The sequence below is a fragment of the Winogradskyella sp. genome, assembly GCF_003712105.1.
In the GTDB taxonomy this organism is placed as follows: domain Bacteria; phylum Bacteroidota; class Bacteroidia; order Flavobacteriales; family Flavobacteriaceae; genus Winogradskyella.
Genome location: NZ_RHLG01000005.1, coordinates 240,771 through 261,544, shown reverse-complemented (window position 1 = coordinate 261,544; position 20,774 = coordinate 240,771). Strand labels below are relative to the sequence as shown.

12 protein-coding genes and 2 tRNA genes are annotated in these 20,774 nt (G+C 34.2%); 11 read left to right on the top strand and 3 right to left on the bottom strand.

Annotation, left to right across the window (positions count from 1 at the left end):
• Nucleotides 1-41 precede the first annotated feature (41 nt).
• From ED556_RS12555 to ED556_RS12545, 3 genes are read right to left on the bottom strand one after another with little or no spacing between them, the layout of a single operon-like run.
• Nucleotides 42-698: a class I SAM-dependent methyltransferase gene (locus tag ED556_RS12555; protein ID WP_296324387.1), complete on the bottom strand. Its 657-nt coding sequence runs from the start codon at nucleotides 696-698 to the stop codon at nucleotides 42-44.
• Nucleotides 698-1,144 (bottom strand): hypothetical protein, encoded by a 447-nt coding sequence (locus ED556_RS12550; RefSeq protein WP_296324385.1) that lies wholly within the window; start codon nucleotides 1,142-1,144, stop codon nucleotides 698-700. The genes ED556_RS12555 and ED556_RS12550 overlap by 1 nt, the downstream gene beginning before the upstream one ends.
• A complete protein-coding gene (locus ED556_RS12545; protein WP_296324382.1) occupies nucleotides 1,141-1,686 on the bottom strand; it encodes an RNA methyltransferase in 546 nt (181 codons plus the stop codon). The genes ED556_RS12550 and ED556_RS12545 overlap by 4 nt, the downstream gene beginning before the upstream one ends.
• Nucleotides 1,687-1,808: 122 nt before the next feature.
• Here ED556_RS12545 and mutS point away from each other — a divergent pair, with 122 nt between their 5' ends.
• The 11 genes from mutS (at nucleotide 1,809) to ED556_RS12490 (ending at nucleotide 20,771) form a co-directional block, all read left to right on the top strand.
• Complete coding sequence (mutS, locus tag ED556_RS12540; RefSeq protein ID WP_296324379.1) at nucleotides 1,809-4,421, top strand: DNA mismatch repair protein MutS; 2,613 nt, start codon at nucleotides 1,809-1,811, stop codon at nucleotides 4,419-4,421.
• A gap of 92 nt (nucleotides 4,422-4,513) precedes the next feature.
• Nucleotides 4,514-4,585, top strand: a tRNA-Gly gene (locus ED556_RS12535).
• 49 nt (nucleotides 4,586-4,634) lie between these two features.
• Nucleotides 4,635-4,719, top strand: a tRNA-Leu gene (locus tag ED556_RS12530).
• Nucleotides 4,720-4,905: 186 nt separating this feature from the next.
• Nucleotides 4,906-7,707 carry a triple tyrosine motif-containing protein gene (locus tag ED556_RS12525; protein ID WP_296324377.1) on the top strand — a complete coding sequence of 934 codons (2,802 nt, stop codon included), beginning with the start codon at nucleotides 4,906-4,908 and terminating at the stop codon, nucleotides 7,705-7,707.
• Nucleotides 7,708-8,011: 304 nt separating this feature from the next.
• Entirely contained in the window at nucleotides 8,012-11,200 is a 3,189-nt protein-coding gene (locus ED556_RS12520) for a glycoside hydrolase family 2 TIM barrel-domain containing protein (RefSeq protein ID WP_296324374.1), read from the top strand.
• A 6-nt stretch (nucleotides 11,201-11,206) separates the two neighbouring features.
• On the top strand, nucleotides 11,207-12,694 hold the full coding sequence (locus tag ED556_RS12515; protein ID WP_296324371.1) for an Ig-like domain-containing protein: 1,488 nt from the start codon (nucleotides 11,207-11,209) through the stop codon (nucleotides 12,692-12,694).
• A 26-nt stretch (nucleotides 12,695-12,720) separates the two neighbouring features.
• Nucleotides 12,721-13,572, top strand: coding sequence for a glycoside hydrolase family 16 protein (locus tag ED556_RS12510; protein ID WP_296324368.1), 852 nt, complete (start codon nucleotides 12,721-12,723; stop codon nucleotides 13,570-13,572).
• 14 nt (nucleotides 13,573-13,586) lie between these two features.
• Complete coding sequence (locus ED556_RS12505) at nucleotides 13,587-14,417, top strand: PKD domain-containing protein (protein ID WP_296324365.1); 831 nt, start codon at nucleotides 13,587-13,589, stop codon at nucleotides 14,415-14,417.
• 99 nt (nucleotides 14,418-14,516) lie between these two features.
• Nucleotides 14,517-17,963, top strand: coding sequence for a hypothetical protein (locus ED556_RS12500; protein ID WP_296324562.1), 3,447 nt, complete (start codon nucleotides 14,517-14,519; stop codon nucleotides 17,961-17,963).
• A gap of 10 nt (nucleotides 17,964-17,973) precedes the next feature.
• Nucleotides 17,974-19,257 carry a glycosyl hydrolase family 17 protein gene (locus ED556_RS12495; RefSeq protein ID WP_296324362.1) on the top strand — a complete coding sequence of 428 codons (1,284 nt, stop codon included), beginning with the start codon at nucleotides 17,974-17,976 and terminating at the stop codon, nucleotides 19,255-19,257.
• Nucleotides 19,258-19,280: 23 nt separating this feature from the next.
• Entirely contained in the window at nucleotides 19,281-20,771 is a 1,491-nt protein-coding gene (locus ED556_RS12490; RefSeq protein WP_296324358.1) for a glycoside hydrolase family 30 protein, read from the top strand.
• Nucleotides 20,772-20,774: the final 3 nt, after the last annotated feature.

The window sequence follows — 20,774 nt, the reverse complement described above, 5'->3', positions numbered from 1 at the left end:
GTTGAGCGTGGTCACTGAGCCTGTCGAAGTGCAGTCGAAACCTAATTGCTAAAGAAAAGAGTTGTCAATATTCGACCTTTATTATTTTCGAGTTTAACTTCATTTAATATGTGTTTGTCTGCAATTTTCAAATTAAAAGGTTCAACCAAAAGGTCCACACCACTATTTTGTTTTAAGCGAATACCTTGAGATGCTATTTTATCTTTGTTTGGTATAAAATTACCGTTTGGTATATGCTCCGTTAAGATGATGTATTTATAATTATAAAGCTTATCGACAATAGCCTTAATTTCAGCATTTGACAAATGTTGAAGCACTTGTCTTAAAATCACACAATCTGCTTTTGGAAGTTGATCTTTAGCAATATTTAAACATAAAAATTCTAGATTATCAGCTTCAAATAATGACCTATTTCTCTCAATAAGAGGTTTGACGATATCAATAGCTATGTACTTTTTAGAGTAGTCTACAAGCTGTTTACCTATATTAAAATCACCGCAACCTAAATCACAAATAGCTAGGTCTTGATTATGACTTTTAAGAAATGTAATAACTGAATCAATATACGGCTTTACAATAGCCAAATTATGTGAACCTTCACCAGAATAAAAATCAAAATCATTGCCGCCCCAAAGATGTTGCTCGTAAATTTGTTGCATGACATCATTTGTTGGCCAAGGCTGTTTATCAGAAGACATTATTTAGTGTCTTTAAGACGTTCAAAGTATAGCAATAAAGAGTACGAGATCATGAGAACTACAGGTGCTACAACTAACACGTATATGATTTTCCAATATAGTATTGAAGCTTTAGGGCTGCCAAGATAACCCGAGGCTTCCCAACTAAAATTAAATCCTATATTACCAGAGAGTATATATGCAATGCCAAACCATAAGATCGAAATTCCGATTAAAATGCGCATCAAATTCCGAATTAATTTACCCACAACAGAATTGCTAGCTTTAAAACCTTTGTGAAAACTGAATACTGCAAGTTGAATGGCTATAAAACCAATCCAAATGATGAGATTGCCTGCTGGAATTCCAAATAGGTTATAGGTTAATACGGAAGAACCAGTTGAAAACAGAATAACTACTACACCAAGTATACCCAATGAAATGGCGAATAATTTTTTGTGAGTCATATTAAAGATTTTAGATTTTTTATTTTCGAAAACACGTCCCATAACACAACACCAACGCTTACGGAAATATTTAAAGAGTGTTTGGTGCCAAATTGTGGTATTTCAATAACATAATCACTCGCACTAACAACGTCTTGCCGTACACCTTTAACTTCATTACCAAAAACAAAAGCATATTTAGTATTTGATTCAGGAGTAAAATCGTTAAGCATTGTGGCATTTTCTGCTTGTTCAATAGCGCAAATTTTGACACCGTTAGATTTTAGTTGTTCTATAACCTCAATTGTATATTCAGCGTATTCCCAATCTACAGTTTCAGTGCTGCCTAAAGCTGTTTTTCGTATATCGTTATGTGGTGGTGCAGCAGTAATACCACAGAGATATATTTTTTCAATTAAAAAAGCATCACTAGTTCGAAATACCGAACCAATATTGTTAAGACTTCTTATATTATCGAGTACAATAATAATAGGTGATTTCTTAGCTTTTTTAAAAGCAGAAACATCCAACCGGTCTAATTCGCTATTTTTTAATTTTCTCATGTTGAAATCTTACCTATTTTGTAGATAACTTATGTCTTTTTCGCTTTATAAAACAAGGGTATTTGGCTACATTAGCAATCTTACATTCCTCATAACTGTTGAGGCAAAAATAAACAAAACTCTTGGCAAAAAAAGTAAAAAAAGAAACACCATTAATGAAGCAGTACAATGCCATTAAAGCAAAGTATCCTGATGCTCTGTTATTGTTTAGAGTTGGCGATTTCTATGAAACTTTTGGGAGTGATGCTGTTAAGGCGTCTAAGATTTTGGATATTATTCTTACCAAACGTGGTGCAGGAAGTGAGAGCGAAACTGAATTGGCAGGTTTTCCGCATCACTCTTTAAACACCTATTTGCCAAAGTTGGTAAGAGCAGGAGAGCGAGTTGCTATTTGTGACCAGCTCGAAGATCCAAAACAAACTAAAAAGATTGTGAAACGCGGTGTTACAGAATTAGTAACACCTGGTGTAGCATTAAATGATGACATTTTACATTCAAAGTCAAATAACTTTTTAGCTGCGGTACATTTCGATAAAAAATATATTGGTGTTTCATTTTTAGATATTTCTACAGGTGAGTTTTTAACCTCACAAGGCAATGCTGAATATGTAGATAAGCTACTTCAAAATTTTAGGCCAAGTGAAGTATTAATCTCAAAAAAATGTAGAAAGGAGTTTACTGAGGTTTTTGGTGAAGATTTCCATACGTTTTATTTGGAAGATTGGGTGTTTCAGGCAGATTATGCAAACGAAACCTTAACCAAACATTTTAATACAAAAACCCTAAAAGGTTTTGGTATTGAAGATTTATATGAAGGCATTATTGCCTCTGGTGTAGTATTACATTATTTAAGTGAAACACGTCATAATAAACTAGAGCATATTGCTTCAATATCAAGAATTGCAACAGATGAATACGTTTGGATGGACAAGTTTACTATTCGTAACCTTGAGCTTTACCATTCTACTAACGCCAATGCAGTAACCTTAATAAATGTTATTGATAAGACCATTTCTGCCATGGGTGGTCGTACTTTAAAACGATGGCTAGCCTTACCTCTAAAGCATGCAGACAAGATAAAGCAGCGTCATGAAGTCGTTAAATTTTTACTGGATAATGAGGCTATTCTTCAAAAGATTCAAGGGCAAATAAAGCATATTGGTGATATAGAACGTTTAATATCAAAGATTGCAACAACCAAAGTAAGCCCAAGAGAAGTAATACAGCTTAAAAATTCTTTAGAAGCTATTGTGCCTATTAAATCTATGGCCGAAACTTGTGATAACGAATCTTTGAAAGTTTTAGGTGATAATTTAAACAACTGTGATTTGCTTCGCGAAAAAATTAAGCAAACACTTAATGAAGAAGCGCCAGTAAATATATTGAAGGGTAAAACTATTGCCGAAGGTTTTTCGCATGAACTGGATGAACTAAGAGGTTTGTCAAAATCTGGGAAAGACTATTTAGACAGCATGCTTGAACGTGAAAGTGAACGCACAGGTATTCCGTCTTTAAAGATTGCTTCAAATAATGTATTTGGCTACTATATCGAAGTCCGTAATACGCATAAAGACAAAGTACCTGAAGAATGGATACGCAAACAAACTTTAGTAAATGCTGAACGATACATTACCGAAGAATTAAAAGAATACGAAGCAAAAATTTTAGGCGCTGAAGAACGTATTTTGGCTATCGAACAACAACTATTTTCAGAATTAATTGTTTGGATGCACCAATTTATAGTTCAAGTTCAGCAGAATGCTCAACTCATAGGTCAGCTGGATTGTTTGTGTGGGTTTTCAAGTCTTGCTAAAGTAAATAAGTATAATTATCCACAGATTGATGATAGCTTTGATTTAGAAATTAAAGATGGGCGTCACCCTGTAATAGAAAAGCAATTACCATTAGGGGAATCGTACATAGCCAATGACGTTTATCTCGATAGAGAATCCCAGCAGATCATTATGATCACTGGGCCAAACATGTCAGGTAAATCAGCTATATTAAGACAAACGGCATTAATTGTTCTTCTTGCTCAGATAGGAAGTTTTGTGCCAGCAAAAGAGGCTAGAATAGGACTAGTGGATAAAATATTTACACGTGTTGGAGCTAGTGATAATATCTCAATGGGCGAATCTACTTTTATGGTAGAGATGAATGAAACAGCCTCTATTTTGAATAATATTTCAGATCGAAGTTTAGTACTTTTAGATGAGATTGGGCGTGGTACAAGTACTTATGATGGCATTTCTATAGCTTGGGCAATTAGCGAATATTTGCATGAGCATCCTGCAAAGCCTAAAACATTATTTGCTACACATTATCATGAGTTGAATGAAATGACCGATACTTTTGATAGAATAAAGAATTTTAATGTGGCAGTTAAAGAATTAAAAGATAATGTTCTTTTTGTACGCAAGTTAGTTGAAGGTGGAAGCGAACATAGTTTTGGTATTCATGTTGCAAAGATGGCTGGCATGCCACAGCAGGTTATTAGACGCGCCAATAAAATTTTGTCTAAATTGGAAAAATCACATTCTAGCGAAGAGCTTACCGATAAAGTTAAATCGCTTAAAGATGATATGCAATTGAGTTTCTTTAATTTAGATGATCCTTTACTCGAAGAAATAAAAGAAGAAATACTTCACACGGATATAGATACACTCACACCAGTAGAAGCCTTAATGAAGCTTAATGAAATTAAGCGCATGTTAGTAAAGAAAAAACAAGCTTAAGTAAGTTTAATTTATTTTAAAAAAATCTTTGCATTTATAAGAAATAGTTTAAATTTGCATCCGCTTTTATAGCGAATAGTTCTTTAAAAACTGCGAAAGTAGCTCAGGGGTAGAGCATCACCTTGCCAAGGTGAGGGTCGCGGGTTCAAATCCCGTCTTTCGCTCTATTCTTTAAAATATATACCAATTAAAGTTGCTGTCCGCAACAAAAATGCTGAAGTGGTGGAATTGGTAGACACGTTGGACTTAAAATCCAATGGCCATTATGGCCGTGCGGGTTCAAGTCCCGCCTTCAGTACAAAAAGCCGAAAACATTTGTTTTCGGCTTTTTTGTTTTTAACAACTCCTGTAAACTGTATAGGTAATTGATGTACTTTTCTATAACTATACAAAACGTTATTTCTTTTCTCTGAAGCATTATTTAATAAAGGGTTTTCAAATTTTCACTACCTTAACAAAAATTATTTAGATTTAAAAAGGTGTTATGAATAGATACATATATCTTCTCATTTTTCTTTGTTCTTTCTTGACGACTTATTCTCAAGAGCTCCCTCCAATTCAAAGATTTTCTCCTCAACAGTATTTGGCTGATGATCAAAACTGGTCCATTAGTCAAGGAGAAGATGAGAGTATTTACATCGCTAATAATAAAGGACTTCTTGAGTATAATGGAGCGAAATGGAATCTTTACGCATCACCTAACAATACAATTATTAGGTCAGTTGCTGTTATTGATAATAGAGTTTATACAGGTTCCTACATGGATTTTGGATATTGGGAAAAGGACAAATTCGGAAAACTTGGATATACATCTTTAGTAAAGAAATTTGACAATAAGCTAAAAGAAGATGAAGAGTTTTGGAATATTATACCATTAAGTGAGTTTGTTGTTTTTCAATCATTAGATAGAATTTACATATATAATAAGATTAATAATGCGTTTAGTGTTATAGAATCTGAGACCAGAATAACTAAGGCATTTAAAGTTCTATCTACCATATATTTTCAGAAGGCGAATAAAGGGGTTTTTAAAATCGAAAATGGCAAAGCCGAACTATTCACTGATGCGCCTTCAATCACAAATAATGAAATTGTAAACATATTTACAAAGGATAATAACTACTTATTTCAAACTAAGGAAAGCGGATTCTATATCTACAGTGATGGTGAAATAGAAAAATGGGAAATTTCTGCAAATGATTTGCTTTCAGAGGTAAGTGTATATAATAGTATAAGATTACGCAATGGTAACTTTATACTTGGTACAATTTCTAATGGTGTTATCAAATTAAGTTCAAACGGGGATTTATTATTTCAAATAAATAAAAATAATGGCTTATCAAATAATACTGTGCTCTCAACTTATCAAGATATTTCTGGTAATATATGGTTAGCTCTAGATAATGGTATTAATGTTTTGAACTTAAATTCACCTTACAGAGTTTATACAGATGGTCAAGGAAAACTAGGAACTATTTATGCTGCAGAAAAAACAGAAGATAATTTATACATAGGTACAAATCAGGGTCTGTTTTACAAACCCTTAAATGGCAATGGCGATTTTAAATTAGTAGAGGGAACAAAGGGGCAAGTTTGGTTTTTAAAACGCTTACAAGGGCAGTTGTTTTGTGGTCATGATAAAGGAACTTTTGTAATTGATAATGATACATCCAAACAGATATCTTTTGAAAAAGGGACTTGGAATATTAAACCAATTCCTGGCAGGAATGATATAATCATTCAAGGTAATTATAATGGTTTAAGCCTATTAGAAAAAGCGAGTAACAATGCCTGGAAGTTTAAACAAAGAATCAATGGATTTGACATCTCTTCAAGATACTTCGAGTTTAACAGTGATAATGAGCTGCTAGTAAGTCATGAATATAAGGGTGTCTATAAACTAAATCTTGAACAAGACCTGTTAAGTATAAAACAGTATAAAAAGCTTAATGTAGAAAAAGGTATTGGTTCAAGTCTAATTAAATTTAATAACACGATTTTTTACGGTTTTGTTGGTGGATTATTCCAGTATGATTCCGAAAAAATGGAATTTGAGGTTAGCAATTTATTGAATGATTTATTTAAGTCTGAGAACTATGTCTCAGGGAAATTTGTTTATGATGAAGATAATAATAGGTTATGGAGCTTTATTAGAAATCAATTAATATATATTGAACCAGGTAAGTTAACCGATAACCCAATTGTTAATACGATAAATCTTCCAAGTAATCTTCGTAGTAATAAACTTGGGTTTGAAAACATACTTCATATTGGTGATAATAATTATTTACTGGGTACCACATTTGGATATTTTGTGGTAGATATAGATAATTTTGAACAAAAAAACCACACTATTTCTCTAAACAGTGTGGAATATTCTACATTGCATCAGGATAGTAAGCCATTGCAATTAAAGGATTCACCGGTTTTACTTAATAATCAGAATAATGTGTTCTTTGACTATAGTGTTTCAAACTTTAATAAATTTTCACCTACACTATATCGATACAAATTAGAAGGTATTTATGATAACTGGAGCGATTGGAGTGCTAAATCTAATACACTGTTCGAAAATTTGCCATATGGTAACTATAACTTCTTAGTTCATGCTAAAGTAGGAGATAATTTGTCCTCTAACACAGCCTCCTATCCGTTCGAGATTGAAAAACCTTGGCACTTAAAACCTTTAGCAATTATAGGATACATTGTGTTTTTTATTCTTATAGCTGCAGTAATTCAATACCTTAATAGAATCTATTACAAAAAGCAAAAGCAAAAATTATTAATAGCAAAAGAAAAAGAGTTCGAGATAAGAGAATTGGAGAATGAAAGACAAATAATGAAATTTAAGAATGAGTCTCTAAGGCAGGATATTGAAAGCAAAAATAGAGAGCTTGGCTTATCTACGATGAATTTGATTCGTAAAAATGAATTTTTAAATGGCTTAAAGAAAGAATTAAATGGTCTTAATGGCGGAAAAGAACTAAATAAGATTATCAGAATTATTGATAAAAACATAAATAATACTGAAGATTGGAAATTTTTTGAAGAAGCATTTAATAATGCTGATAAAGACTTCCTTAAGAAGATTAAAAAGCTGCATCCTACGCTAACCCCTAATGATTTAAAATTGTGTGCGTATCTAAGATTAAATTTATCTTCTAAAGAAATTGCACCACTATTAAATATCTCACATAGAAGTGTTGAAGTTAAACGATATCGATTGAGAAAAAAGATAGAATTACCTCATGAAGCAAGCTTAACAAATTATATTTTAGAAATCTAAAACAACAACATTTTGCAAAAATTCCACAACTTTACCTATACAAAAGGTAAAAATGTGGAATTTTTTATTTTTTTTAACATATGTAAATGTTTGTTTAACAGATGTTTATAATTATTGTTTAATGAAATTTAAATAAATTGAAACATTAAAATAAAGTGTATGTTTTTTATTGAGGTATAATCTTGACAAATTCGCAATACTTTATTCTAAATTTACCAATACGGCAAAAATCAATCAATCAAATTATCAATACCTCAAAGTTGATACGTAAAGATTGAATAAAATCAAATTAAACTATTACATAATGAAGAAAAAAATCATTGGCTTATTACTGACGCTAATTACAGTTTCTGTTTTTGCTCAATCATCACAGGTTAGAGTAGTGGAAGGTCCAGATGGAGCTAAGTTAGTTGTCGACGGCAAAGACTTTATGATGAATGGTATGAATTGGGATTATGTTCCTATCGGTACCAATGTTGTAAATGCAGAATTTTACAAAAAATCAGATGACATAATTAAGGCTGGCCTAGATGCCGAGATGTCACTTTTACAAAACATGAATGTTAATGTTATACGTCAGTATACTGGGGTGCCTGCAAAGTGGGTAAAATACATTTATGAAAACTATGGTATTTACACCATGTTAAATGACTCTTTTGGTCGTTACGGATTAACTATTGATGGAGTGTGGACTCCAATCACAGACTACAACGATGAGCGCACAAAAGAAATACTAATGTCTGAAATTACCAATATGGTTACCGAGTACAAAAATACGCCAGGTATCCTTTTATATCTCATAGGTAATGAAAATAACTATGGTTTATTTTGGCAAGGTGCAGAGACAGAAGATTTCCCTGATGGTGAAGAAAAGATTAATGCTGTTGGTGAGTTGAGAGGACGTCCTATGTACAAGTTAATGAATGAGGCTACCAAAGCAATGAAGGCGATTGATCCTAATCACCCAGTTGCAATTTGTAATGGTGATTTATTGTTCTTAAATATAATTGCCGAAGAATGTCCAGATGTGGATATTTACGGTACTAATATGTATAGAGGTGAATCTTTTGGCGATGCTTTCGATAGAGTAAAGAAAGAGTATGGTAAGCCAATTATGTTTACTGAGTTTGGTTCTGATGCGTTCAATGCAATAGAAAGACAAGAAGACCAAAAAATGCAAGCATACTATATGGTGAAAAATTGGGAAGAAATCTATGCTAATGCCGCAGGAGTTGGTGGAGCTCAGAATTCTTTAGGTGGTTTCACGTTCCAATTTTCAGACGGATGGTGGAAAGCTGGATTTGATGATAGAAAAGATGCTGACACACATCAAACAGAATCGACTTGGAATGCAGGAGGTTATAAGTTAGACGAAGCTTATCCTGGAGCAAATAACATGAACGAAGAGTGGTTTGGTATTTGTGCTAAAGGACCAACTAATAGTAGAGGTCTATACACATTATATCCAAGAGCAGCATATTATGCGTTAAAAGAAGCTCATAACCTTAATCCATATGATGAAGGTGTAGACGCTGGTTTTGTGGAAAACTATTTCAAGAACATTAGCCTAATGGGTGCTGTTCTAAAAGCAAGAGGTGATAAAGCAGCACTTGGCGGTGGAGATGCTGAAAAACTAAGTTTAAGTAGATTATCTGCTAATTTTTCTACATACAGTACAGGTGGAAGCTTAATCTCTACACCAGAAACGCCAGATCCTACACAACCAGAAGCTAACCCTAACCAATTAGGATTTGATCATATGCAATCCTTTTTCATTGGAATTGAAGGAAAGCCTGCTTCTAATGTTAGAGCAGAGGTAGTGTTTAATGCAGTTGGAAATGTGGCAAGAAATCCTATAGACGAAATATTTTACGAAACAATCACTAGACGATTAACTGTAGATTCTAATACTAATGAAATAACAAATGAAGGGGATAGAGTAACACTTTACCAAGCTGAAGCTGAGTGGAATACTCAAGAGTTCGATTTAAGAGCATTCTACAGAACTGGTCATTACCATTGGGGTTATGAAGGTGATTTCTTCGGTTTATATCCAGAGGCAAATTATGGTCCAAACTTAGACATTTATGGTGGTGAAATTTTAGGTGCAGAGATAGATGGTAAAGGTGTTTTTGATGGTTTAAAAGCTGCAATTGGACCACAGTTATGGTGGGGTGCTAACCCAACAATGTTATTCAAGTACCATAAAAAACTTGGTAATTATGATGTAACAGGTATTTACCATAGAGATTTTGAAACAGATATAACATTAGACGGCAGTGGAAGACGTGTTTTGGACGCTAATCAAGTTAGATCTGGTATAATTCCTGCCTTCCCAACAGAAAGAGCGACCTTAGTTGTTGAACGCGAGGTAGGTAAATTTGACATCATGGTAGGTGGTATCTGGGCTGGTAGTCCATTAAACGGAACGACTTATCAAGACTTTACAGGAACTCCAGGAAATTATACTGTTTTTCAAGACAGAGTTAAATCTAGCGATAACTGGGGTGGAAAGTTCAAAGTGATGTACCAAGGAGGAAAGTTTAATTGGTATGGTCAAGCTGCTTACATGGGTCTAGTTGCAAATGGTGGAGCTGACCAAACTCAAACTTTTACCGGATGGAAACTTAAAGATACAGGAAGTGGAAACCAAGTAAACGTTTTATCAGGTTTGACGTATAGTACTGGTAAATTCCAAATAGCACCAAACTTCTTATATCAAAAACCACTTGTTGATCCAATGCCTAATAATGTAGGTGGAGCAGGTAGATTACGTAATGTAATTGACGATCCTTTTGCAGTGCGTTGGAATAGAGAAACAACAGCAGGTGAGATACTTTTAACATATGATCCAACACCAGGTACTTGGATGTACGAATGGGATAATGATAGATCAGAGGATGCGAAATTTGCAATGAATCTTGGTTTTGTTTATCGTCATTTACCAACTCAGATGGATGCACATATTGGTTTCCTAGCTACGCGTCAATTCTTTGCTTTCCCAAATTCAGCGCCTGCTGAAGATTTATGGGAAGTACACTCAAGAATGGTATCTAAGTTAAGCCCTGATTTAGGACTTATTGGAAACTTCTACTACGGAAATGGACAAGCAAATGGAGATAGCGACAGATTAATTAAGAGATTTGGAGGAAACATAAGAGGTATCTATAAGAAATTTAGTTTTGATTCTCATGTTAAGGTTAACGATTGGGGACCATTTGATTACCATAGAGATTTTAACTTAACGTATCCTCTACAATTAATGTTAGATGTATCACTGAATGTAGGAAAGCCTGATTGGTTTTTACTACCTAGTACAAAAATCGGTATCAGAGGTACATGGCGTTCTTTAGATGAGTTTTCTAACAGATATTCGCCTACAGCGGTACCTGCAGGAACTTTCAATGCTGTGCCGCCTTTAAGCCCTGTTGGTTTTCCTGATGGATCTGAATGGGAGATAAGAACATATGTACATATTAATATAGGAAAATAAAAAGCAATGAAAACGAAGAATTTAAATTACACGATTTTAAGTGCGATAGCCTTAATATTTACGGTGGTAAGTTGCGATAGAGATATATCTGATGATGCGGTTTTAGCAACTTTCCCAAATACTGCAGAAGTATACACAGATAACCCAGTGGGATTAACAGATGAGTTTTTTATATCATTTGACCCAGCTGGTGGAGCAAATACTGAAGGTTTTGGAACCGATGATAATGTAGCATTTGAAGGCACATCATCTATTCGTATAGATGTTCCCGCTTCTAATGACCCAAATGGTAGTTTTATCGGAGGTATTTTCCGTGACCGTGGAAATGGAAGAAACTTAACAGAATATGATGCGCTTACATTCTATGCAAGAGGTTCAGTTTCTGGAACACTTGGTGAAGTAGGTTTTGGAACTGATTTCTTAGATGGTCAATTCCCAGCAAGCCGAAGCAATATTCAATTAACGACAACTTGGCAAAAATATATTATTCCTATACCTGATGCTTCTAAGTTAGTTCAGGAAAAAGGAATGTTTTTATTTGCGGCAGGTGGATTCGATATTTTGGGTGATGGACCAAATGGAAATGAAGTTGGGTGGACGTTTTGGTTAGATGAAATTAGATTCGAAACCTTAGGAACAAATCTTTTAGTTGAGGCAGAGATTCTTAATGGGCAAGATCAAGTTATTCAATCTTTTGTTGATACTACTAGGCAAATTGATGGTACATCATCAACATTTAACACTAGTGATGGGCAAAATATAACTGTGAATACATCACCATCATATTTTGATTATGAGTCGTCAAACAGTTCTGTAGCAACAGTTGATGAAACAGGATTAGTCACAGTGGTTGGTTCATCAGGCACTACGACAATAAACGCTACATTACAGAGTGTTCAAGCGAATGGGTCTATAGAGTTAACATCTAACGGTGTATTTCCTCATGCTCCAATTCCGCCAGCAAATGCACAAAATGTAGTATCATTATTTAGTGATGCTTATACAAATGAACCAGTAAGACATTATAATGGCTTCTTCCTATTTGCAACAACACAAGGAGGTGCTGGTAATGATCCAAATAATGTAGATATTAGTGTAGATTTCCCAGATGGATCACCAGATAATATAATCAACTACACCCAATTAAACTTTGTAAGTATAGGGACATATGAAACAGTACCATTAGTAGATGTTAGTGCAACAACACATTTACATATAGATATTAATATTAGAGAAAACGTTGATGCATCTGATTTTATGAGAATATCATTAGAAAGTGGAACTTTCTCAGGTGGACCAGTTGCAGGAGGAGATTTTATATTGAATTCTACGGCCTTGTCTAATACAAATAGTGATGGTTGGTTGAGCTTAGATATACCTCTATCTAGCTTTTCAGGAGCAGTTGATTTTTCAAGTATAGGACAATTATTCTTCGTTTCTGATGGTACGATATCAGACATATGGGTTGATAATGTGTATTTCTATAGTATGTAAAAAGGTAATTTGATAAACATTTAAAAATGAAAATAAGATTTAATAAAAGCAAATCACTAAGTATACTGGCATTAGCCTCACTAACGATACTTTTTACATGTGATTTAGACGAAACTCAGGAAGTAGTAACATTGAATAACTTAATCTGGGAAGATAATTTTGATACAGAAGGCTCTGTAGACAGATCGCGATGGACTTTTGATTTAGGAGATGGTTCTGCTCAAGGACTACCTGGATGGGGAAATAACGAATTACAATACTACACCGATAGACCAGAAAATGTAAGAGTAGAAAATGGAGTACTAATTATTACGGCTCGAGAAGAGAGTTTTGAAGGTTCAGATTATACATCAGCAAGGTTAAAAACTGAAGGTTTATTTGAGCAGCAGTACGGTCGATTTGAAGCTCGAATTCGTGTTCCTTACGGACAAGGGTATTGGCCAGCATTTTGGATGCTTGGTGTACCAGACAGTCCATCGGAAGTATGGCCTTTTATAGGAGAAATAGACATCATGGAATACTTAGGTGATAGTCCAAGTGAGATTTTTGGTACCATTCATGGACCTGAGTACTCTGGTGGTGAATCTATATCAAAAGAATATGTCTTAGAAGGTAATCGTTTTGATACTGATTTTCACATATTTGGTATAGAATGGGGTCCAGGGCGCATCAATTTTTATGTAGATGACGTATTATATCAATCTCTTACTCCAGAAGACGTAGCTGATGAAACAAATGGATTGGGAGAATGGGTGTTTGATAGACCTTTTTATATGCTGCTTAATGTAGCTGTTGGAGGTAATTTACCAGGACCACCTAATGCTGATACGATATTTCCTCAAAGCATGTTTGTGGACTATGTAAGAGTTTATAACTAAAAAAAGAGAGAATCATGAAATTATATAAATATTCAATACAAAAGCTTTTTTTAATTGCAATTTCAATTTCGCTACTTGCTGTGTCATGTGAAGAGAACGAAAGTGGTGTAAACCTTGGAGGTTTAGAAGCATTATTTACTAGCGAAGTTGTTGCTCGTGATATAACGTTTAGTAACATTTCTAATAACGCCACGAGTTACTTATGGGATTTTGGTAATGGTACCACATCTACTGTTGAAAGCCCAGAGGTGACTTTTGATAACGGAACATTTACAGTGAGGCTTACCGCTTTTGATGATAATGGAAACTCCGATACTTTCGAAGATACATTTACTATTAACTGTGAAGCATCCGAAAATATTGATCCAGCAAATGGGAATTTAAATTGGACATTCTTATCTTCTGACGATGCTACTACTTTTGATGCTTTTGGAAATACAGCTGGTTTTGTAGTACTTAATCCGCTTCAAGATGCTGTTAACCCTAGTTGTAGTGTTCAAAGATATGAAAAGACACCAGGCTGTTTCACTTTTGCTGGTCTTGGTCAAGAATTAAATACTGCTTTAGATTTTAACGATCCAGCAGTTAGCAAAATTTTTACAATGAAAGTATTTGCTGAAACTCAAATTACTGACGTTACATTGCGATTAGAGTTTATGCCTTTCCCAAATGTTAATCCAGCATTCGATAGGGTAGCATCTATAACGCAAGTCGGTGAATGGCAGGAATTAACTTTCGACTTTACCGGGGTTACAGGAACTTTTAAAAGTATGATTATTTACTTTGAAAGAAATGCACCATGCGATGGTGATATATATTACTTTGATGACATAATTCAACTGTAAAAAACAATAACCAAATAATAAATTAAATACGGCTTTAACAATAACACATTATTGAAGCCGTATTTCATCTCTCATAATCCAAAATCTATAATTAAAAGAATGGCATTGGCTGTAAAAGAACTAGGTGAATTGAATAAAGAAGCTAATCTAGCTATAGTAAATATCAATAACGAGGAGTTTTTCAAAATCCCTAATGTTGATAGAATGAGACCTTTTTTCATGAGTATCGTTAGTGATTCGAACCACTGGATGTTTATATCAAGTAATGGAGGTGTCTCTGCAGGAAGAAAAAATAGCGAATACTCTTTATTTCCATATTATACTGATGATAAGATTACAGAATCGGCAGAAATAACAGGTAGCAAATCTATTTTCTGGATTGACAATCAATATTTGTGGGAGCCTTTCTCGATGAGACAGCAAGGGCTTTATAATGTGTCTCGTAATCTCTACAAAAATATTTATGGCAACAAAATTATTTTCGAAGAGATAAACCATAGTCTTAATCTTAGTTTTCGTTACGAATGGAATTCTAGTGACATCTACGGATTTGTAAAAAAGTCTACACTAAGTAATACCGGTAACTCATCAATGGGAATTAAAATTCTTGATGGATTACAAAATGTATTGCCATATGGTGTGCCTTCTGATACCCAAACACGAGTGAGTAATCTTGTTGATGCTTACAAACGCAATCAATTAGAAAAAGAATACGGGTTAGGTATTTTTGCTCTTAGTGCTATAATTGTAGATAAAGCTGAACCAAGTGAAGCACTTAAAGCAAACACGATTTGGTCAAGAGGTCTCGAAAACCCTAAGTATTTGGTTTCGTCATTACAATTAGACGATTTTAGAACACAAGGTGAGATTAATGAAGAGATAGATGTAAAAGCAGAAAAAGGAGCATATTTTATTAATGCTCAAATTCAACTACAAGGTAAATCTCATGAACAATGGATTACTGTCGCTAATGTAAACCAAGACCATAGTGATGTAGTAAAATTAATTCATGAAATTAAAAATGATGATGCTCTTTCTAACAAAGTAGATAATGATATAGATTCTGGTACAAAAAAATTAATAGCACTTAATGCATCATCAGACGCATTGCAATTAACTAGAGATAGTCAAAGAGATACAAGACATTTTTCAAATACACTTTTTAATATCATGCGTGGTGGAATCTTTGATGATAACTATACCATCGAAAAGTGGGATTTTAAAAATTATATCGCAAAAGCCAATAAAAAAGTATTTGCAAAATCAGAAGGTTTACTAAATGATTTACCAGAGACATTTAGTTTATTTTACTTAAGAGATATAGCCTATGCAAGTGATGATAAAAACTTCAGAAGGCTCTGTCTAGAATATATGCCACTTAAGTTTAGTAGAAGACATGGAGATCCAAGTCGACCTTGGAACAAGTTTTCTATTAATACCAGAAATGAAATAGATGGCTCTAAAGTTTTAGATTACGAGGGTAACTGGAGAGATATTTTTCAAAATTGGGAAGCTTTAGCACACGCTTATCCGGAGTTTGTAGAAAGTATGATTCACAAGTTTCTTAATGCTACAACTTTTGATGGATACAATCCATACCGTGTAACTAAAGACGGTTTTGATTGGGAAACTATAGAACCAGATGATCCATGGTCTTACATTGGTTATTGGGGTGACCACCAAATCATCTACCTATTAAAATTTTTAGAGTTTATTGAAGACCATAAGCCAGGCAAATTATCTAGTTTTTTCGAAAAGGATTTATTCGTTTACGCTAACGTACCTTACAGGATTAAACCGTATGCAGACATACTTAAAAACCCTAAAGACACCATAGATTTTGATGACGCTTCGGATGAGCAAATTCATGTTAAAAGAGAGCAATTGGGTGCTGATGGTGCGTTGTTAAGAGATAAGAATTTCTTTATACATAAAGTAAATTTTATTGAGAAGATTTTAGCTACTGTACTTGCAAAGGTTTCTAACTTTGTTCCTGAAGCTGGTATTTGGTTAAATACACAACGGCCTGAATGGAATGATGCAAATAATGCTTTAGTTGGTAATGGTGTATCAATGGTTACACTAAATTATTTGAGACGGTTCCTAAAGTTTTTTAATACTACAGTTGAGGATTCAAATTCAAGTGAATTTGACATCTCTGAAGAATTAAAGCTATTCTTCGACGCTACGAACAATACACTAAAAAATAATGAATACCTTCTGGCTAATAGTATATCAGATAAAGACAGAAAATCTGTACTAGATGGTTTAGGTAACGCAGGTGGTGATTATAGAACCAAAATTTACGATAACGCATTTTCTGGTTACAAAACATCTATAAATAAAGAAGAGCTCTTAAGTTTTATTAATACAACCTTAAACTTTTTAGAGCACACTATTGATGCGAATAGAAGAGAAGATAATATGCATCACGCTTATAATCTAATTACTATATACGATGACGAAGTTAAAGTTTCGTATTTAGAAGAAATGTTAGAAGGTCAAGTTGCAGCTTTAAGCTCAGGGTATTTAAGTTCTGTTGAAGCTCTTGAAGCATTAGACAGTATGAAGAATAGTAAAATATTTAGGCCTGATCAATACAGTTACTTATTATATCCAAATAAAGATTTACCACGTTTCATGGAAAAGAATAATATTTCCAAGAGTCGAGTGGAGAATTCAAAATTATTAATGAGCCTCATTGAAGATGGTAATCGTCAAGTAATTACAAAAGATGTTAATGGTGATTATCATTTTAACGGAAACTTTAATAATGGCGGTAGCTTAAAAGAAGGTCTTGAAGGCTTAAACGAGAATTATACTGAATTGGTTAATGCAGAGTTAGAAGATATTCTTGACATCTATGAAGAAGCATTTAATCATAAAGCGTTTACCGGTCGTTCTGGGACATTTTATGGCTATGAAGGTTTAGGTTCTATCTACTGGCATATGGTTTCAAAATTACAACTAGCAGTATTTGAGTGCTGTATTAAAGCTGTAGAAGACAATGAAAGCGCAGAAACTATAGGACGATTATTAGAGCACTATTACGAAATCAATGAAGGAATTGGCGCTCATAAACCACCACAGTTATATGGTGCGTTCCCAACAGATCCATATTCTCACACTCCTGCTGGCAAAGGTGCACAACAACCTGGAATGACAGGACAAGTGAAAGAAGATATTTTGAGTAGAATAGGTGAGTTAGGTGTATTTGTCATCAAAGGACAACTAACATTTAACCCTTGCTTGCTAAGAAAAGAAGAGTTCTTAGAGTCTAGCAAAACATTCCAATATATTACTGTTTCTGGTGAATCAAAATCATTAGAGTTAACTAAGAATAATTTGGCATTTACATATTGTCAAGTACCAATAGTTTACAATATTTCTGAGGCTAATAGTATAGAAATAAGTATTGCCAATACTGATTCGGCAGAAGTTATAGATGGCTTAGTGTTAAATGCTGAATTGAGTGATAAACTATTCAGCAGAACAGAAGAAATAGAAACTATAAAAGTAAATATCAACCCACAAATACTAAAGTAAGATGAAAAAGATGAAGCTCAACATACCAATTTATTTAATGTTAGTAGTATTCATCATGGCTTGCAATCAAAAACGAAAAGAGGAGATTATGCCGACAACAAAAAAAGTGAGTGCTAAGGATATATTAGGAAATCCAGATTATTTAGCTATTTCCTATGGAGGTTATCGAAAGAAATCCAGAGATAGTCAACCTACAATTCCGCAATTAAAGGAAGATATGAAGATTCTTTCAGCAATGGGTATTAAAGTGCTAAGAACATACAATGTTCAGCCAAAATTACCACATGCATCTAATGTTCTAAAAGCTATTTCAGAGTTGAAAGCTGAAGATCCAAATTTTGAAATGTACGTAATGCTAGGTGCATGGATAGATTGTTTAAACGCTTGGACAGATAAAGCACCTAACCATGATATTGAGAGTCCTAATAACGAAGGAGAAATCAATAGAGCTGTTGCCTTGGCTAATAAGTATCCAGATATTGTTAAGGTGATTGCTGTAGGTAATGAAGCCATGGTAAAATGGGCAACAAGCTATTATGTTCAACCTGATGTAATCCTAAAATGGGTTAATTATTTACAAGATTTAAAAGCAGAAGGTAAGTTATCAAAAGATTTATGGATTACAAGCTCGGATGATTTTTCATCTTGGGGCGGCGGAGATTCTAAATATCACGTAGAGGCTTTAGACGAATTAATTAAAGCCGTAGATTATATCTCAATGCATACTTACCCTTATCATAATACACATTACAATCCTGAATTTTGGGGTGTTCCGGATGCACACAAAGATGTGCCAGATATCACCAAGATTGAGATGGCAATGGAACGCTCTATTAAATTCTCAAAACGCCAGTACGATAGTGTTACCAATTATATGAAAAGTATAGGTGCAAATAAACCAGTGCATATTGGCGAAACTGGATGGGCTTCAATATCTAATGGACATTATGGTAATAATGGGTCAAGAGCAACTGATGAGTACAAAGAAGGCTTATTCCATCAACAAATGCGTGAGTGGACTAACAGAGCAGGTATTTCTTGTTTTTATTTCGAAGCTTTTAATGAACGTTGGAAAGATGCCCGTAATTCAAAAGGATCAGAAAACCACTTCGGATTATTTACACTAGAGGGTAAAGCGAAATATGCAATTTGGGATTTGGTAGATAAGGGAATTTTTGAAGGATTAACACGAGGTGGAAAGCCAATTACAAAGACCTATAATGGAGACAAAGAAGAATTGATGAAAGATGTATTGGTGCCACCAACCAAAGAAGAAATCATGGCGACACATTAATACTCGCCCAAAATTTTAATAAAATGAAACCAATTAAGTATCACATCATCTGTTTATTAGCATTAGTAATGAGTTGTAGCGAAAAGGATAATCAATTAGAAGTTACAGTTTTTGAAACTTCCGAAAGTGGAAATAAATTAACCCAGATTACCGAATTTAAAGCTGACATAGAAGGCGTAGCGGATACCATTAAGATTGATACAACTACAAGGTTTCAAAAAATTACCGGATTTGGAGGTGCATTTACTGAGTCTTCGGCATATTTATTAAACCGTTTAAGCAAAAAAAATAGAGACGAAATCATAAATGCCTATTTTGCTGAAGATGGTGCAAACTATTCACTATGTCGAACACATATGAATTCATGCGACTTCTCATTAAACCAATATTCTTACACACCAACACCAGATAAAGAGCTTAAAGATTTTTCGGTTAAAGAAGATATGGATGATTTAATCCCTATGATTAAAGAAGCCATGGCATCATCTAAAGATGGATTTAAGCTGTTTGCTTCTCCTTGGACTGCACCGCCATGGATGAAAGATAATAATGAATGGGTTGGTGGAAAATTATTACCAGAATATTACGACACATGGGCACTATTTTTCTCCAAATATGTAGATGCTTATGAAGAGCAGGGAATTCCACTTTGGGGTTTTACAGTAGAAAATGAACCACATGGAAACGGAAATAACTGGGAAAGCATGCACTTTACACCAGAAGAAATGACCGATTTTGTCCAAAATCATTTAGGTCCAAAACTTGAAGCAGATGGTAAAGGCGATAAAATCATTTTAGGATATGACCAAAATAGAGCCGGTATTAAAGAATGGGTAGATGTAATGTATGCGACTGAAGCGTCTTCTAAATATTATGATGGTACAGCAATACATTGGTACGAAAGTACATTTGAGGTCTTTCCAGAAGATTTACAATATGCGCATGCTAAAGCACCAAACAAGTATCTTATAGAAACTGAAGGCTGTATCGACGCAGAGGTACCAGTATGGCAAGACGATCCTTGGTACTGGAAAAAAGAAGCAACAGATTGGGGCTGGGATTGGGCTGGTGAAGAAGAAAAATACCTTCATCCAAAATACTCACCTGTAAACCGTTATGCGCGCGATATAATTGGTTGTTTAAACAATTGGGTTGACGGTTGGGTTGATTGGAATATGGTTTTAGACAAACAAGGTGGCCCAAATTGGTTCAAGAATTGGTGTATCGCTCCAATAATAGTAGATCCTGATAAAGATGAGGTTTACTATACGCCATTGTATTATGTAATGGCTCATTTTAGCAAGTATATTCGCCCTGATGCTGAAGTGGTAAAAGTTGATAATCCAAATCAGCAACTTCAAGTTACTGCTGCCCAAAATCCAGATGGTAGTATAGCAGTTATTGCTTTCAATGAAGGCAAATCTCCCCAAAAATTTAACCTCACATTCAATGGCAAAATCAAAGAAATCCATATAAGTGCGCAAGCACTACAAACCATAATGTTAACTAACTAAAAA

What these genes read in the sequence shown, in the direction of transcription:
- ED556_RS12555 (WP_296324387.1), bottom strand. Translation starts at nt 698, where the DNA reads ATGTCTTCTGATAAACAGCCTTGGCCAACAAATGATGTCATGCAACAA.
- ED556_RS12550 (WP_296324385.1), bottom strand. Translation starts at nt 1,144, where the DNA reads ATGACTCACAAAAAATTATTCGCCATTTCATTGGGTATACTTGGTGTA.
- ED556_RS12545 (WP_296324382.1), bottom strand. Translation starts at nt 1,686, where the DNA reads ATGAGAAAATTAAAAAATAGCGAATTAGACCGGTTGGATGTTTCTGCT.
- ED556_RS12525 (WP_296324377.1), top strand. Translation starts at nt 4,906, where the DNA reads ATGAATAGATACATATATCTTCTCATTTTTCTTTGTTCTTTCTTGACG.
- ED556_RS12520 (WP_296324374.1), top strand. Translation starts at nt 8,012, where the DNA reads ATGAAGAAAAAAATCATTGGCTTATTACTGACGCTAATTACAGTTTCT.
- ED556_RS12515 (WP_296324371.1), top strand. Translation starts at nt 11,207, where the DNA reads ATGAAAACGAAGAATTTAAATTACACGATTTTAAGTGCGATAGCCTTA.
- ED556_RS12510 (WP_296324368.1), top strand. Translation starts at nt 12,721, where the DNA reads ATGAAAATAAGATTTAATAAAAGCAAATCACTAAGTATACTGGCATTA.
- ED556_RS12505 (WP_296324365.1), top strand. Translation starts at nt 13,587, where the DNA reads ATGAAATTATATAAATATTCAATACAAAAGCTTTTTTTAATTGCAATT.
- ED556_RS12500 (WP_296324562.1), top strand. Translation starts at nt 14,517, where the DNA reads ATGGCATTGGCTGTAAAAGAACTAGGTGAATTGAATAAAGAAGCTAAT.
- ED556_RS12495 (WP_296324362.1), top strand. Translation starts at nt 17,974, where the DNA reads ATGAAGCTCAACATACCAATTTATTTAATGTTAGTAGTATTCATCATG.
- ED556_RS12490 (WP_296324358.1), top strand. Translation starts at nt 19,281, where the DNA reads ATGAAACCAATTAAGTATCACATCATCTGTTTATTAGCATTAGTAATG.